General features: G+C 31.0%; 11 protein-coding genes. 7 read left to right on the plus strand and 4 right to left on the minus strand.

Annotated elements, in window-relative coordinates:
* Positions 1-56 precede the first annotated feature (56 nt).
* The gene (gene lysS / locus ACSH40_RS02365; protein ID WP_438341396.1) at positions 57-1,532 is read right to left on the minus strand and encodes a lysine--tRNA ligase; all 1,476 of its coding nucleotides are present in this window, start codon (positions 1,530-1,532) and stop codon (positions 57-59) included.
* Between the two features lie 252 nt (positions 1,533-1,784).
* Between lysS and ACSH40_RS02370 the strand changes: the two genes are divergently transcribed.
* Genes ACSH40_RS02370 through ACSH40_RS02380 form a run of 3 tightly spaced genes read left to right on the plus strand, consistent with a single transcriptional unit; the run spans position 1,785 to position 6,050 of the window.
* Positions 1,785-3,398 carry an ABC-F family ATP-binding cassette domain-containing protein gene (locus tag ACSH40_RS02370; RefSeq protein ID WP_438341397.1) on the plus strand — a complete coding sequence of 538 codons (1,614 nt, stop codon included), beginning with the start codon at positions 1,785-1,787 and terminating at the stop codon, positions 3,396-3,398.
* Positions 3,376-4,713, plus strand: coding sequence for a C1 family peptidase (locus ACSH40_RS02375; RefSeq protein ID WP_438341398.1), 1,338 nt, complete (start codon positions 3,376-3,378; stop codon positions 4,711-4,713). The genes ACSH40_RS02370 and ACSH40_RS02375 overlap by 23 nt, the downstream gene beginning before the upstream one ends.
* A 2-nt stretch (positions 4,714-4,715) precedes the next feature.
* Entirely contained in the window at positions 4,716-6,050 is a 1,335-nt protein-coding gene (locus ACSH40_RS02380) for a C1 family peptidase (RefSeq protein WP_438341399.1), read from the plus strand.
* A 32-nt stretch (positions 6,051-6,082) separates the two neighbouring features.
* Here ACSH40_RS02380 and ACSH40_RS02385 read toward each other — a convergent pair whose 3' ends face one another.
* The 3 genes from ACSH40_RS02385 to ACSH40_RS02395 are packed head-to-tail and all read right to left on the minus strand — an operon-like array spanning position 6,083 to position 8,735.
* The gene (locus ACSH40_RS02385) at positions 6,083-6,919 is read right to left on the minus strand and encodes an alpha/beta fold hydrolase (protein ID WP_438341400.1); all 837 of its coding nucleotides are present in this window, start codon (positions 6,917-6,919) and stop codon (positions 6,083-6,085) included.
* Positions 6,909-7,892, minus strand: a complete 984-nt coding sequence (locus ACSH40_RS02390; RefSeq protein ID WP_438341401.1) for a lipoate--protein ligase — start codon at positions 7,890-7,892, stop codon at positions 6,909-6,911. The genes ACSH40_RS02385 and ACSH40_RS02390 overlap by 11 nt, the downstream gene beginning before the upstream one ends.
* 9 nt (positions 7,893-7,901) lie before the next feature.
* Positions 7,902-8,735 (minus strand): HAD family hydrolase, encoded by an 834-nt coding sequence (locus ACSH40_RS02395; protein ID WP_438341402.1) that lies wholly within the window; start codon positions 8,733-8,735, stop codon positions 7,902-7,904.
* 105 nt (positions 8,736-8,840) lie between these two features.
* Here ACSH40_RS02395 and ACSH40_RS02400 point away from each other — a divergent pair, with 105 nt between their 5' ends.
* The 4 genes from ACSH40_RS02400 to ACSH40_RS02415 are packed head-to-tail and all read left to right on the plus strand — an operon-like array spanning position 8,841 to position 17,037.
* Positions 8,841-11,666, plus strand: a complete 2,826-nt coding sequence (locus ACSH40_RS02400; protein ID WP_438341403.1) for a cation-translocating P-type ATPase — start codon at positions 8,841-8,843, stop codon at positions 11,664-11,666.
* Between the two features lie 60 nt (positions 11,667-11,726).
* A complete protein-coding gene (locus ACSH40_RS02405) occupies positions 11,727-13,556 on the plus strand; it encodes an ABC transporter ATP-binding protein (protein ID WP_438341404.1) in 1,830 nt (609 codons plus the stop codon).
* Positions 13,557-13,569: 13 nt separating this feature from the next.
* Positions 13,570-15,381, plus strand: a complete 1,812-nt coding sequence (locus ACSH40_RS02410; RefSeq protein WP_438341405.1) for an ABC transporter ATP-binding protein — start codon at positions 13,570-13,572, stop codon at positions 15,379-15,381.
* A 6-nt stretch (positions 15,382-15,387) separates the two neighbouring features.
* On the plus strand, positions 15,388-17,037 hold the full coding sequence (locus ACSH40_RS02415) for a hypothetical protein (protein WP_438341406.1): 1,650 nt from the start codon (positions 15,388-15,390) through the stop codon (positions 17,035-17,037).
* Positions 17,038-17,129 lie beyond the last annotated feature (92 nt).

Below are 17,129 nucleotides of genomic sequence, written 5' to 3' on the forward strand. Positions count from 1 at the left end.
ATACAAAAACCTTGTTGGCAACAGAAAATAAAAAGTGCCATTTGGGCACTTGAATATTATTCATGGTTAGGTAAATTTTTCAATTGTGGGAATAATAAAACTTCACGAATTGATTCATTTTCAGTTAGTAACATTACTAAGCGATCTATTCCGATTCCACATCCACCAGCAGGAGGCATTCCATATTCTAAAGCTTCGACAAAGTCTCAGTCAATTTCGTTAGCTTCGTCGTTTCCTGCTTCACGTTCTTCTAATTGTGATTCAAAACGTTCTAATTGGTCAATTGGGTCAGTTAGCTCAGTAAACATGTTAGCGAATTCTTTTTTGTTGATGAATAATTCTGCTCTTAATGTGAAACGTTCATCCTCAGGCATTTTAGCAGCTAAAGGTGAAATTTCAATTGGGTGTCCTCACACAAATGTTGGTTGAATCAATGTTTCTTCTACATATTTTTCAAACAATTCGTTAATTACGTGTCCTAATTTGAAATATTTTTCAACTTTAATTCCATGTTTTTTAGCAAGTTCAACAGCTTCTTGGTCATTTAGTTTTCTTACATCTAATCCTACTTTTTCACTCACAGCATCCACCATATTAATGCGTTTGAATGGTGCTTTAAATGAAATAGTTTGACCACCAAAATTTACTGTTTCAAATCCTAAAACGTTAGCCAAGTAATTGAATAGTTGTTCGCAACGTTCCATCATTCCTTCCATGTTCGAGTGTGCTTCATAGAATTCTATAGATGTAAATTCAGGATTGTGAGTTGTGTCAACTCCTTCATTTCTAAAAATACGACCTATTTCGTAAACTCTTTCTAGTCCACCTACTAAACATTTTTTAAGTGGTAATTCTGTTGCAATACGTAAATAAAAATCACTTGATAAAGCATTGTAGTATGTAGTGAAAGGTCTAGCAGCTGCTCCACCCAAAATTGGTTGAAGAACTGGTGTATCAACTTCCAAATAGCCGTTTGAGTCAAAGAAACGACGCACAGAAGCAATAATTTTTGAACGTAAAATGAATGTTCTTTTCGTATCTTTGTTAACTGTTAAATCAACATAACGACGACGGTATCTTTCTTCTTGATCAACTAATCCATGGAATTTATCTGGCAATGGTCTTAGAGCTTTAGTTAGCAATTCAAACTTAGCAACCTTAACCATAATTTCATTAGTGTGAGTTTTTGAAACTAACCCTTCAGCATGTAAGATGTCTCCTAAATCGACTAATTTTAGAACTTCGTTTTGTACTTCAGATAGTGATTTTTTATCAATGTAAAGTTGCACTGTGTTTTCTCTGTCTTGAAGCACCAAAAAAGGCCCACGCTTAGCAATTAGACGTCCGTTTACTGAAACTATTACGTTTTTTTGTTCTAGTTGTTCGCGGTCGAATGAATCAAATTGTTCATGGATTTGTCCACAGTTGTGACTTGCTTTGATCGCTAAACTAAATGCTGGTTTATTTAGTTTTTGCAATTGTGCAATTTTTTCACGACGGACAAGTTCTTGTTCTGAAAATTTTCTTTCCATAATGTGTCTCCAATAGTCAAAAAAAATTAATTAAACATGAGTTTAAAAATATTTATGCTTAATATTTTATAAAAAAAGACTACAGAATTTACACAATTGCTTTCTTAAGGTCATAAAGTAAACAAAAGAATATTCAAGAGACTGAAAAAAGACACAAAAATAATCTATTGTGAAACACGTAAATAATATTATTTGGCCTAAAATTTGCAATTGTTGTAAAATTGTTAATGTTATACATTAAATGGAGGTTTTATGTTAGAAGTACAAAATTTAAGCAAAATTTTCAGTGATAAAAAACTGTTTCAAAATGTTAATTTGAAGTTTTTACCTGGGAACACTTACGGAATAATTGGGGCAAATGGAGTCGGAAAAAGTACATTTCTAAAAATCCTAGCAGGACAAGAAGAACAAAGTAGCGGAGAAATTATTAAATCAAAAGGTTCTCGTCTTTCAGTATTGAGTCAAAATCAAAATGAGTTTGACGATTTTATTGTTACCGAAGTTGTTATTATGGGTAATCAAGATTTATACAAAATTCAAGAAGAGAAAAATGCCATTTATGCTAATCCTGAAGCTTCGAAGGAAGATTATGAAAGAGCTAGCGTTTTGGAAGAAAAATTTGGTGAAATGGGTGGATGAAATGCTGAAAATGATGCCCAAACCTTACTATCTGGCTTAGGAATTGATAAAGAAAAATGAACCATGCCAATGGCTAAGCTAAAAGCTAATGAAAAGGTTAAAGTATTGATTGCTAAGGCTTTATTTGGCAATCCAGACATTCTAATAATGGATGAACCTACTAACCACCTTGACTTAAAAACAATCAAATGATTAGAAAACTTTTTAATTGATTATGAAAACATAGTTATTGTTGTTAGCCACGATAGTGACTTTTTAGATGCTGTGTGTACCCACACAGTTGATATCGATTTTAACGAAGCTAGATTATTCACTGGTAACTATAGTTTTTGAAAACAATCAAGTCAATTGATCATGGAAATGCAAAAACAAGCTAATCTAAAAAAAGAAGAGCAAGCAGCTAAATTAAAAGAATTCATTGCTCGTTTTAGTGCTAATGCTTCAAAAAGTCGTCAAGCAACAAGCCGTAAGAAAGCTTTAGAAAAAATTGTCATTGACGAAATTAAACCTTCATCGCGTAAATATCCATTTATCAACTTCGATCTTAACCGTGCACCTGGTAAACAAATTTTAGAAGTTGAAAATTTAAGTTACATTAATGATAAGGGCGAAACACTTTTCCAAAATGTTTCATTTACCTTGAAACCTGGTGAAAAAATGGCAATCATTGGTGACGATGACATTGCTAAAACCAAATTACTAGAAATCATTATGGGGCTTGAGAAACCAACTAGTGGTACAGTAAACTGGGGAATTACTATTACTCCTAACTACTTCCCGAACAACAACGAAAAATTTTTCCAAAATGATATGACTATTTTGGAGTGAATTAGTCAATGACCACTAAACAATTCGACACAAGAAACTAAGGATAATTCAGATCACCGTATGCGTGCTTACTTAGGAAGAATGCTATTTTCGAATGATTCAGTATTTAAAAAAGTAAAAGTAACATCTGGGGGAGAAAAAGCAAGATTAATGTTTTCAAAACTAATGTTAGAAGAAAGTAATTTCTTAGTTTTTGACCAACCTACTGACCACTTGGACTCAGAAAGCATTGACTCGCTTGTTGAAGCTATTCAAAAATATAAATCTGGAACTATTTTCACCACATACAACCGGGGGTTAGTTAAAGAAGCAGCTAATGTGATTTTAGAAGTTAAAAATAATGAAAGTTTCTTATTCTACGGAAACTTAGATGAATATGAAGAAGCAATGGGGTACTAATATGATTGACTGAGAATTGTTAAATAAATGAAAAAATAATTTCAAAAGCAACAAAAATTTGAATGTTTTGAGTCATTCGATAATCAAAAACGGAATTAATAACACAGTTTACAATAATGATGTTATTGCTCGTCATCCCCATGTTTTCAGTCACGAATTAAAGACTGGAGATATAACTAACCAAAAACAATCTGGAAGATGTTGAATTTTTGCTTCTTTGAATATGGCAAGGGTTCAAAGCATTGAGAAACTAAACATTGAAAACTTTGAATTTAGTGAAAACTACTTCAATTTTTGAGAAAAAGTAGAAAAAGCTAACACTTTCTTAACTAACATTATGGCTTATGGTTTAGAACTGGATCTTAATGATCGCCTGATGCAAAGATTCTTACAAGATCCAGTTGGGGATGGTGGTTATTATGCTTGATGAGAGAGTTTGGTTCACAAATATGGAGCAGTTCCAAAACAAGTAATGCCAGAAACAATTAGTTCTGAAGCAACTGACAAAGTAAGTGAGTTATTGAATAATGTAGTCATTATGGCCGCTTTAAAAATGCGTCAAGAATATGCAAACAACAAAAAGGCTGATTTAGATAAAATTAGAATTCAAACTTTAGACCAAGTTTACAGTATTTGTGCTCAAGCTTTCGGAATTCCTCCTTATGAATTTGATTTTGAGTACTATGACAAAGATAAAAAATTTCATCGTCTAAAAGATATGACACCAATGAGTTTCTATGAAAAATTTCTTAAGGATGAATTGAGTCAAAAAATTACCCTTATTTCAGATCCTAGAGAAATTTATCCTTATGGAAAAATGATTGAGGCAAAATATTTCCGTACCGCTGTTGAAGGAAGTTTAAACAAAGCTCTAAATGTTCCAATTGAAGAACTGAAACTTGCAGCTAAAAAATCATTGCTAGCTAATAAAGCGGTTTGATTCGGGTGTGATGTTAGTCAAATGGTTGATAGAAAACTAGGAATTTTTGATTCTGAAATTTACAATTATGACGCAATGGGAATAAAAATTTCACAGTTAACAAAAGCACAAAAATTTGCAACAGGACTGATTTCACTCAACCACGCAATGACTTTGACTGGTGTAGACATTGAAAATGACACAACCAAAAACTGAAAAGTAGAAAATTCTTGGGGCGGAGATCTTGCTAAAAAAGGAATTTTTTCAATGTCAGATAAGTGATTTGATGACTACGTTTTCGAAGTGATTGTAGATAAAGAATTTGTAAGCGAAAAATATTTGAAAGGATTAGAAGAGGATCCTATTATTGTCGAACCTTGAGACCCTCTAGCGTAATTATGAAAAAAGAAATAACTCAAGAATTACTAACAAAATTTGAAGCCGATTTTGTTAAAAATAACTTTAATAAAACACTAATAAATGCTGTTACAAAAAACGGAATTAAAGAAGTAAGTTTCAATAATGAAGTAAAAATCAAACACAATCACGTGTTTTCAAGTGTTATTAATTCAGGGGCAGTAACGAATCAAAAACATTCAGGAAGATGCTGAATTTTTGCTTCATTAAATATGGAAAGAATTAATGCTGCTAAAAAGCTCAACATCGAAGACATTGAATTTAGTCAAAGTTTCTTACTTTTTTATGACAAAATCGAAAAATCAAATACATTTTTACAAAACTTTATTGAATATGGTTTAGAGCTTGACTTCAATGATACATTGTTTGTTAAACTAATGGATGGTCCGGCAGACGATGGTGGGTTCTGAGAATGATTCTTAGCTCTTATTAATAAATATGGAATTGTGCCAAAATCAGTAATGCCAGATGTATTTGAAGCCCAAAACACTGATACTTTAATGTTCGTTCTAAATTCAAAACTAAAACAAGCAGCAATGGAGTTAAGACAAAACTGACAAAAGAATCACAATGTTGAAAAACTTTATGAATTAAAAGAAAAGACAATGAGTGAAATTTACTCAATCTGCGCCATAAGTTTGGGTATTCCACCAAAAACTTTTGACTACAAATACTATGACAAGGACAAGAAATTTCAACAAATATTAAACACAACTCCAAAAGAATTCTTTGACTTGACTATTGGTGATTCACTGAAAAACAAAGTGTGTCTTGTTAATGATCCACGTCCAGAGCACCCATACGGAAAAGTTTTAAGTTCAAAATACTTTAGAAGTGTTTATGAAGCTGTTGGAAACAACCAATTAAATGTACCAATTGAAGAATTAGTTAAAGCTACAAAATTATCAATTTTAGACAACATTAGTGTTCCATTTGCTTGTGACGTTTCAAAATTTCATGATCGTAAACTTGGGATTATGGATCAAGAGTTATACAAATTTGAAGATGTTGTAGCCAATATCTACACAACTAAAGCACAAAGACTAAATTATCATATGAGTCTTCCAACTCACTTAATGAATTTTGTTGGAGTTGATTTAGATGAAAATGGTAAAGTAATCAAATGAAAAGTTGAAAACTCATGAGGTGACGACATCGCTGATAAAGGTATGTTCAGTATGTCAAATGAGTGATTCAAAGAATGAAACTTCCAATGTGTAGTTGACAAAAAATATGTTGATCCTGAGTATCTAAAAGGTTTAGATGAAGAACCACACATGCTTGACATTAATGATCCGTTAGCATACTTACACTAAAAGTAATAAAAAGCCGACAATTGCTTTCTTAGTTAAAGCTGTCGGCTTATTTTTTGTATCTGATTTAATTTTTCATCTATTAATTTTTCAATGTCTTGAAATTGTTTACTATTGATCTGTTGCCAAAAACCATGGTTTATATTATCAAAAACAATAATTTCGACACCTTGTTCTTTAGCTACATTTTCAACATCATCTTTTTGAATACAAGTGTCAATTGAACCGGTAATCAACATGTAATTGTGTACATTTTCGTACAATTCTTTTATTTTGTTAGATGTGTATTTTTTGTTCATTAGCTGAGTACTTACTAAGTAAGCGAATTTATTACTCGCACCTATCAAAGCTGAAGTTTTTTTCACTAAATTTTTAGTGATTTTTGTAAGTGATAAAGTATTATTTTTGTCACTATTTTTATTTGCTTTTGCTAAGGATAGAAATGAGTTTGTAGATTTGAAAAAGTTTTTAGCTCATTCAGAAGTGAAGAAATTTGTTTTGTAATTGAAAGGTGAAGACAGAATTCCATATTTTGCTAAGTTATTTTCTAAGAGATATAAAGCAATGCATGCTCCCATTGAGTGACTCACAACTAAGCAATCCTCATAGCCAATTTTACGAACAAATTCAGCAACAATTTTTTGATTGTATTCAATAGTTATTTGATTGCAAGCAGTAGTGAACCCACACCCAGGCAAATCTAGCATAGCAATATCATAATCACGTTCAGTATCAATGAATGCTTTTCAAATATTTAATGAAGAATTAAAACCGTGCACAAATAAAACTTTTTTAGCACGGTTATTATTTTCTACATAGCAATGAACATTTTCATTGAGTATCTGAATATTTAGTCAGTTATTATTCTCCATAAATAGTTGTTATAATTTCGTCAATGGTTAGTGTTCCAAACATTTCACTGAAATTATCAAATGATTCAAGAATTTTTCTTGTCACTTCTTTTTTATATTCGCTTCCAGTTAGTTGTTTTTCAACTTCATCATGATCTGTTAATGATAAGTAGTCACCTTCTAGACGAATGTGTTCAAAAACGTTTTCTTTTACTGAATATTTTACTTTTAAAATTCCACCATCTCATTTTGCTTCATTGATAACACTGAATGGGAATTGTTTTTTAAATACTCATTCATCTGAGTGACGATATTCTGCTAATTTAAGCATTTCTTGTTCGTATTTAGCAGGTAGATCTTCAACTTTAACATTATGTTTATGTTCGAAGAAGCTTACAAGTCTTGATACAAATTCTTTAACGTCAATTTTATTTGGTAATGTGTCAATAATATTTGTAACTCTTTGTCTTGCGCTTTTAATTCCTTTAGATTGCATTTTTAATTTCGAAGGAATTAAATAGTTTCCAACTTTTTCTAAATTAGCGTCGAAAAGTAATGTTCCATGGTGCACAATTTTGTCTTTGTAAATAAATTGTGAGTTTCCTGAAAATTTAAGTCCATCAATAACTAAATCGTTACGTCCTTTGAAATAAGCATTAACACCTAAAGATTTTAAAAATTCTAAAATTGGCTGTAAAAATTGTTCGTAACTTTGTCCGTTTTCGCGTTTTGTAATGAAACTAAAGTTAACATTTCCTAGGTCATGATAAACAGCTCCACCACCACTTAAACGACGGTAAAGTTCAACATTATTTTTGTTTAATTCATCGATTTTAACTTCTTCATAGACATTTTGATTACGTCCAATAATAACTGCATTTTCATGTTGGTAAAAGTAAATAATATCTTCGGTATTAGAATCATCTTTAACTAACAACTCTTCCATTGTAAGAGTGTAAAAAGGTGAATATTTTTTAGCTAAATATATTTTCATACTTGCTCCTTAAATGGTTTTTTCTAAAAAGATTCCAATTCCATTATCATCATTTGACTCAGTAACAAAAGTTGCTTGTTGTTTGATAACATCTCTTGCTTGCCCTAATGCTACTGAATAGTCACTGACCTCAAACATTGGTAAGTCGTTGTTTTCGTCACCAAAAACAACGGTTTCCGATTTTTTTACATAATTGTTATCAATCAAGTATTGTAAACCAGTACCTTTATCGATGTTTTTAGGAATTATATCTAAAATTGCTGAGTTAGATTGTAGTGGGTAGCAGTCTTGCAATTCATTTAGTTCTTTTTTAATTTCTTCAATACTTCCCAATACTTCATCACTGATGCAAATGATTTTGTAAATTTCATGGTCACTTAGTTTGAAAGTATTTAAGTCAATTTCTAAAACTTTGGCACGATATTCCTTTTCAACAGCATCATTAGTTTTTTTAATGAAATTTACTCATTTACTTTGCTCATTGAAGTGTTTGTAATAAATTGAATCCTGAGTATAAACTAAAATAGTTGATTTTTCTTTTCAAAGAATATTGAATGCTTTCGTTGCATCACTTAATGGAATCGCATGTTTAGAAATGAAAGACTTATTTTTTCAGTCATAAATTAGTGCTCCATTGCAGAAAGAGCAAGGAAAATCAGGCTCAATTTGATCCATAAATTTTAAAGATAGAAAAGGTGTTCTCCCTGTATTAAGTGAGAATTTTTTTCCGTGTTTTTTTAACTCCTTGATAGTATTTAATGTTCTAGGGTCAATTTGTTTTTCTTTCGTTAACAAAGTCCCATCTAGGTCAAAAATAAAATAATTTAGGTTTTTTGTATTCATAAAAAATATTTTATATTTTTTAGACACAAAAAATTAAAATTGTGCTTTTTTTGTTTTGTATGTTAATATTTATAATATTAGATAAGCACTATTTTAAGGAGGAAAATGGACTCAAAAGAATACTTTTCTAAAAATGATATTGCTAAAGGTTTAAACGATGCTGAAGTTGCTAAAAGTCGTGAACTCTTTGGTAAAAATAGTTTGAAAGAAGCAAAGAAAAAGCACTGACTTATTGTTTATTTGGAACAATTTAAAGATTTAATGGTTATTTTGTTACTTGTTGCTACCGTTATCGCCTTTGCACTTGCAATTTTCGAAGGGGTACACACAAAATGAAACTGACAAACCTCACTAGTGGTTTCTTTTGTTGAACCATTCATCATTTTATTTGTTGTAATGACAAATGCAATAGTAGGAACAGTACAAGAAATAAAAAGTCAAAAAGCTGTTGAATCCTTAAAAAATATGTCTCCCTTAATGTCGAAAGTAATTCGAAACGGAATTTTACAAAACATTAAAGCCGAAGACATTGTTGTTGGTGATATTTTAATTATTGAATCCGGAGATATTGTTGGAGCTGATGGTTTGCTACTTGAAAGTACAAATCTAAGCTGTATTGAATCTTCTCTAACTGGAGAATCTACTGCAAGTCAAAAAGATGCAAAAGCTACTCGAGACTTGAGCTTACCAATCGCAGATCAAGACTTTAAAGTTTTCTCTTCTTCCGCCGTTGCAACAGGAAGAGGAGTAGTTCTAGTTACTGAAGTTGGTCAACAAACTCAAATCGGAAATATTTCTACTCTAATATCTGAACAAGAAAACTCATTAACTCCATTGCAAATCAAAATTAACAAACTAGGAAAAGTTTTTGGGTTTGGTGGAATTATATTGTTTGTAGTTTCATTCATTATGCAAATAATATTCCAAGCAGTTGGACACCAAGGTTTTGATAAAACTAGTTTTTGATCTTCAAGCCTAGTTAACTCAATTTCACTTGCTGTAGCTGCAATTCCTGAAGGATTAGTTGCCTTCACAACTATTATTCTTTCATTGAGCGTTCGCTCAATGGCAAAACGAAAAGCAATTGTAAAAAGTCTTATGGCAGTAGAAACACTTGGGTCAACTGCAGTTATATGTTCTGACAAAACAGGAACTTTGACTCAAAACAAAATGACTGTTGTAAGTTACTGAAACAATCAGTTCATGAGTGAGAATAATCAGAAAGATTTTCAAAAAACAGCAATTTTGTTTGCTTTATGTACTGATGCTAATGTTTTTTATGAAAACGATGAGCTAAAAGAAGTTGGAGATCCGACTGAAACTGCTTTACTTCACTCACTAAAAAAATTAAATAATCAAACAGTTGATCAAATTCGTTCTTTATATCCAAGAGTTAAATCATTCCCATTTGATAGCGATAGAAAATTAATGTCTACTATTAATGAAATCGACAATCAGAAAGTAGTTATTGTAAAGGGAGCACCAGAACAAATTTTCAATGCTCTACAAGACAAGTCAAATCTAGATGAACTACACAAAATTAACGAACAATGAGCTAAACAAGGTTATCGTGTTCTAGCTTTAGGAATGCGTCCTTTAAATAAAAAAGAAGCTGAAAATATTGACTTACTATCAGAGCAAAGTATTGAAAATGATTTAATTTTTGGTGGAATGGTAGCAATGATTGACCCACCAAGAGAATCTTCAAAAGAAGCAATTGCTATCTGTAAAAAAGCTGGAATTAAACCAATTATGATTACTGGTGACAATTTAGTAACCGCAAAAGCAATTGCTCATGAACTAGGAATTTACCAAGAAGGTGACATCACAGTTAATGGTGTACAACTTGAAAAAATGAGTGATGAAGAGCTTTTAAATGAAATTCAAAACATTTCGGTTTATGCTCGTGTTGCTCCAAAGGATAAAATTAGAATTGTTAAGATGTGACAACAAAAAGATCAAGTAGTTGCCATGACAGGAGACGGAGTTAATGATGCTCCTGCTTTAAAAGCCAGTGATATTGGTTGTGCAATGGGAATTACTGGTACTGAAGTTTCAAAAGAAGCTGCCGACTTGATCTTAGTAGATGATAACTTTGCAACTGTGGTTGAAGCTGTTAAAAATGGACGCTCAATTTACCAAAGAATTAAGAATGTCATTCAGTCTTTACTTATTACATCTGTTGCTGAAATTGTTTTAGTTTTCTTTGGACTAATCATTTTCCGCTTAGTTTTCAAAAATGAAATTAATAAATACAGTTCAGAAGTTGCTGGATCAGATTTCTTTGTTCTATCAGCTACTCAATTATTGTGAATTAACTTATTTACTCACGGTTTTCCAGGAATAGCACTTGGATTGCAAGAAAATAATGAAAATTATATGAACCGACGTCCATATTCAAAACATGAATCTATCTTTGCTCGTGGAATCGGTATTAATACAATCTGACAAGGAATTTTTATGGGTTCACTATCAGTCATAGGTTACTGATTAGGAGCTAGTTGAGCGCTAAAAAATGGTCATGGTTCAGAATTCGTAAATGCCGGTTCTACTGTAGCCTTCATCATTCTAGGAATTGGTGCAACATTTAATACATTGACACTAATGTCTAGAAAACCAATTATTTGCTTAAACCCATTAAAATACTGAAAAGTTTACAGTTCTGTTATCTTTTCAATTGGATTTTTACTGCTAGTAACATACGTATCAAACATTGCTGAAGTATTTAACTTAATGACTAACTTTGCTAAATATTCAATACTTAATGCCTACGCGTATGGTTTAGTAGCAATAATTATTCCAGTGTGTGTAGTTCATAAAATTATTACCAATTTAGTGATAAGTTCAAGAATGAAAAAACACCAAATTACTAGTTTTGAACTTATCCAAAAACCTACTGGTTTTTTCAAAAAAGGTTTTAAAAAAGAATAAAATTTAAAGAAATAGATTGAAAAATCTATTTTTGTTTATTTTTTAGAAAGGACGGAAAATATGTGAAGAGTTTTTCGGGCAATGGAATTCAAATACAAGATGCTTGCCTTGTTGACTGTTTTCATGTCAATTGGACAAGTAATCATTTCAATTCTAGCGCCTAACTTCTTAGCACAACTTATAACACAAGTTGGACTTTATGAGGCCAATCAAAAATTAATGGAAACCAAACCGGTTTCGATTGATATTCTAAATATTATCCATATCTCATACAAAGATCCACAATCAGCTATGACTGGGATAACTATTATTTTTTTAGTTACTCTTTTTGTGGGACTAATTCTAGGAGTTTCGGCCAGTGTTTGTGCTAATGTTATCGCTGTTAAAACAGCACAAAGATTGAGAGCAAATCTTTTTGCTCACATTCAGACACTGAATGCTAAAAAACTAACTCAAATTTCACAACCTCGCTTGTTAACTACTTTTACTAGTGACATAGCAAGAATTCAAGATGGAATTCTGACTTCATTGAGAACAATGATTCTAGGGCCTATTTTCTTTATTGGTGGTTTCATTTTGGCCTTAATGACTAATTTAAAATTTTCAATTTCGATGGCAATTTTAATTCCTTTACTTCTTTTAGTAACAGTTATTGTTGCAATTAAAGGTATTCCTTACTTTAAGAAGCAACAAACTGCATTAGATGCTATCAACTTAGAAAGTCAAGAAAACATTGGTGGAATCAAAGTTATTAAATCATTCAATCTTGAAAACAATCAAGAAAAAAAATATATTAAAGCTAATGATAATTGACTAAGTGTTTCAACTCGTGCCAACCTGATTCAAAGTATGGCAATCCCAGTTGTTTCACTGATTGTAAAATTGAGTACACTAGTTATCTTCGTTATTGCTGGTATCTTTGAAAGACCGGACTTAAGCGGATTACAAAGTAATGAAATTCAAGAAAAATTAGCTGAATATGCAAAATTCTTAACATCGATTAACGCCTTTATTGGATATCTATGGGTTGTTTCGAGCGGATTAATTATGTCAATCTTTGTTTCAGTCTTTTTCTTTAGAAGCCAAGTGTCAGCCTCACGGGTATGAAACATTATGGCAATGAAAAATAGTCTAAAACAAAATTTAGACTCAAAAGATGAAATTCAAGCAGGAACAATCAAATTTGACAATGTGTTCTTTAAATATTTCAAAGACTCACCAGAATATGTTTTAAGAAATATCAATCTTGAAATTCAAGCAGGACAAACTATTGGAATAATTGGACCTACCGGTTCAGGAAAAAGTTCAATTGCTAAGCTAATTACTCATGACTGAGATGTTACTGAAGGAAATTTACTTATCGACGGCATTGATATCACTGACTATAGTATTGCCAACGTTAACAAATCAATAAGTCACGTGTATCAAAAACCTTTCTTGTTATCAGGAACTATTCGTTCAAATATGCTTTTTGGAAATCCTGATGCAACTGAAGAAGAAATAGATCATGCTTTAAAAATCGCTGGAGCTTATGACTTTGTTTACTCATTTAATGACGGTCTAGACCACCCTGTGAGTCAAGGCTCAACTAACTTAAGTGGCGGACAAAGACAACGTATTTTTATTGCTCAAGCATTGCTGAAAAATCCAAAAATCATAATTTTTGATGACTCAACATCAGCACTTGATAATAAAACTGACAAGTTAGTTCGTCAAAACATTAAAAAATATTATCAAGATACTACTACAATCATCATCAGTCAAAAACTTTCTTCAATTATTGAATGTGACAAAATCGCAATTATTGAAGATGGACAAATCACAGCGTTTGACAATCATGAAAACTTATTAAAAACTAATAAATACTATCGTGAAGTGGCTGAAGCATAGTTAGGAGGAAATGATGTCTAGATATAATATGCATGCTGTTCCCTACAGAAAAATAAGCTACTGAAAAGAATTCAAAAAAATGAATAAGTACTTTGACAAAAATGGACTTAAAACAATTTCAATCTTTTTTGTTAGTTTACTTTCTGCTGCTGTCACTGTTCTTGCAAACTTTTTAGTAGGTAAACTTATAGATAAATTCTTTTTACCTAATAAAATTGCTGGTTTTGACCAAAACAAATTCATAATATTCCTAATATATCTAGCAATTTGTTACATATTAGGACAAGCATTCATTTTAATAATTAACTGATTCAGTGCCAAAATGGCTATGCGGGCTGCAGCACAAATGAGGCTACAATCCTATAAAAACTTAATGAAAATGCCATTAAGCTATTTTGAAACTAAAAATAGTGGACAATTAATGTCAACACTTACAAATGACATTGATAACGTTGCCATGGGATTAATGACCTTGATTTCACAAGCAATGATAACTATCAACTTTACTATTATTTGTTTAATAGCGATATTTGTAACAGCTCCTTTCATTGGACTATTTACGGTTGCTTTGATTCCAGTTCTTTACACTGCAATGTTTCTATTTATTAAATTTGCTATGCCTGCATTCCATCAACAACAAATCAGTATTTCAATGGTTAACGGATTTGTTGAAGAAATTATCAAGGGACAAAATATTATTACTTCTTTCAATCGCCAAGAAGAAATGATTAAACGTTTCAAAGTACACAACGATAATTTAGTTAAACCTGCAATGAAAGCTGGAATTTTGGGAGGAATTACATATCCTTACTCAAATCTGGCTGCTATGATTTTACGTTTAGCAGTAATCAGTCTTGCGGCATTTCTAATTATGAATAACAAATCTGGTGGTAATGGAGTTATGACACTTGGAGCATTATCAGCAGTTAATATCTATTTAGTAATTTTTACCAACCAATTTATTCAAGTAATGAACGTTTTCTCAACTATTCAAATGGCAGTTGCTTCTAGTTCTAGAATCAGTGAAATGATGGTTTTAAAACCAGAAATTGACAATTCGAAATTATTGACAATTACCGATATCAAAGGTGATATTAAATTTGAAAATGTTGACTTTTCATACACAAACAATCCGGAAAACTTACAACTTAAAAAAGCAAGTTTTTGAGCTAAGAAAGGGCAAAGCATTGCCATTGTGGGGCCTACCGGAGCAGGAAAAACTACAATTGTTAACTTGCTTTCGAAGTTCTACCAACCACTAGGTGGGAAAATCTTGGTTGACGATCGTGACTTAACACAATATAGCGAAGAATCATGAAGAGACAATATTTCTGTTGTTCTTCAAGACACATTCTTATTCAAAGGAACTATCAAAGAAAATCTTCGTTATGGAAACTTAAAAGCTACTGATGAAGAAATTCATGAAGCCGCTAAATTAGCACATGCTGATGAATTCATTCAAAAACTTGAACACGGATATGATACTGTAATTGATCAAAGCGGTTCAAACTTATCTCAAGGAGAAAGACAACTTATTGCTATTGCAAGAGCTATTTTAAGTAATAAGGACATCTTAATTCTTGATGAAGCAACAAGTAATGTCGATGTACACACAGAGAAAAATATTCAAAAAGCAATGCTTAACTTGATGAAAGGAAAAACTTCATTCATCATTGCTCACCGTCTTTCAACAATAGTTAACTCTACATGTATATTGGTTGTCGATAAAGGGCAAATTGTAGAAAAAGGAAATCACCAAGAACTATTAGCATTGAAAGGTATGTATGAAAAAATGTACCATTCAAACTTTGAGGATAATGATTAATTAAAGATGCAAAAAGAATATAAATTATGATGTGAGTTTTATGGTAAAAATCGTAAAGCTCTTAGACAAATAAAAAAATACCAGTCATCTGATGAAAACAGTGAATTTTATCAAGATATTAAAATAAACGAAGGAGTTTTCGTCGCTCAAACTGGTTATGGATACAATAAATTCAATGAAGCCACAATCAGGGGCTTAGCACACTCATATGCCAATTTCCTTAAATCTAAATATGATTCCACACAACCAATAAGAATTTTGCTAGCTTCTGATGGAAGTGATGCTCAATTCAGCCGCTTAATCAACGAATTCGGTCAAGTCTTGATGGCTTCAAATATCAAGGTTTACTTATTTGAAAAATCTGCTCATGTTTCAAAAGACTTTGCCTTTTACGTGATGCAAAAAACAAAAGACTTGCATAATCTAGTTTTCTTCAGTGATTTTAGTCAGTCACACAAAACAAAAGCACTGTACTTCTTTGATGAAAGATTAAGACGTTTTTTTGACGAAGATATCAATGAAATTTACAATTACTACTTACAAAATGTAAACATATTCTTAACACCAAGTCTTTTAGATGATTTCTTTTATCTAAAAGTAGATATGTTAATGGAAGAATATGTAAGTGAAATTCTTAAATTACAAATTAGACCTTTTGACAAAAAAGAACTAAAAATCAAACTAGTAAATAATCCTGCTTCACAATTAGCTGTGCAAAAAATACTAGGTAAGATGGACTATAGTTATTCTTACTTGAAAACTAAAAAAACTCATAAAAATGCAACTTTAATTTTCAATAAAGATTTTTTAAAATTCAAAAAATCCAATTATAAGCATGATAACTTTTTGTTTGTTTTTAATCCTGAAATAAAAGTTTTAAATGTTTATCAAAGGAAATTTCTGCTCCTTTATAAGAAAATAAATCCTAATGACTTGATTATGGCTTATTTAGATTTTGTCGGAAGTCAAATGAAACAAAATCAAAAGAGTTTACGTTATGAAGAAATTTACATTAGTCCTTTTTTAAGAAACAATATCTATAAATTGGACGAAAAATATTATGGTAACATTCACAAAAAAATATTTTTAGATAAAAGAGATTTCTTATTGATTAGAGCACAATATTTCATGAGCTTCGATGAAGATGGTGCAATGTATGTAAAAAAACCTTTAATGAGTGAAAACAATGCTGTAATGTTCTTTGTTACTATGATTGAAATGCTTAACTATTTCAAAAGTCAAAATAAGAGCATTAAACAGGTTTTTAAAGAACAAAACAAACTATATGGTAATGAAATAGTGGACATTTTCAGAGTGCCCATTAATAGAAAGTTTGTAAAGGATTTTCTTGAAATATTAGTGCAACTTAAAAAAATTGCTAATCGTTATATTTTTAATCAAATACCTATGAAAGATTATCGTTCATATGAAAATCAATATGTGTATAAAGTAGTGTTTGATAATAGTGAATGACTCGGAATAAAATTTGACAAGAATGAAGACGAATTAGTATTCTATAATCAAGTTTTGAAAAATAAAAAGGATATTGCACAAACTAAAAAGTTCTTTAAGAAAGTAATTTCACTTTTAAACAAGAAAGATAAAAAAAATATTTCCGTCTCACTTTCTAAAGTACTGAGTTCGAAAAATGGCTAATAATGCCATTTTTTTTAATGTTTTTTAGTCACATTAGATAAAAGTGAACTTTTACTGATTGTTAGCACTCAAGAAAATGTTTTTTTGCTAAA

It is taken from the genome of Mycoplasma sp. 3341 (assembly GCF_051549855.1).
In the GTDB taxonomy this organism is placed as follows: Bacteria; Bacillota_I; Bacilli_A; order Mycoplasmatales; family Metamycoplasmataceae; genus Metamycoplasma.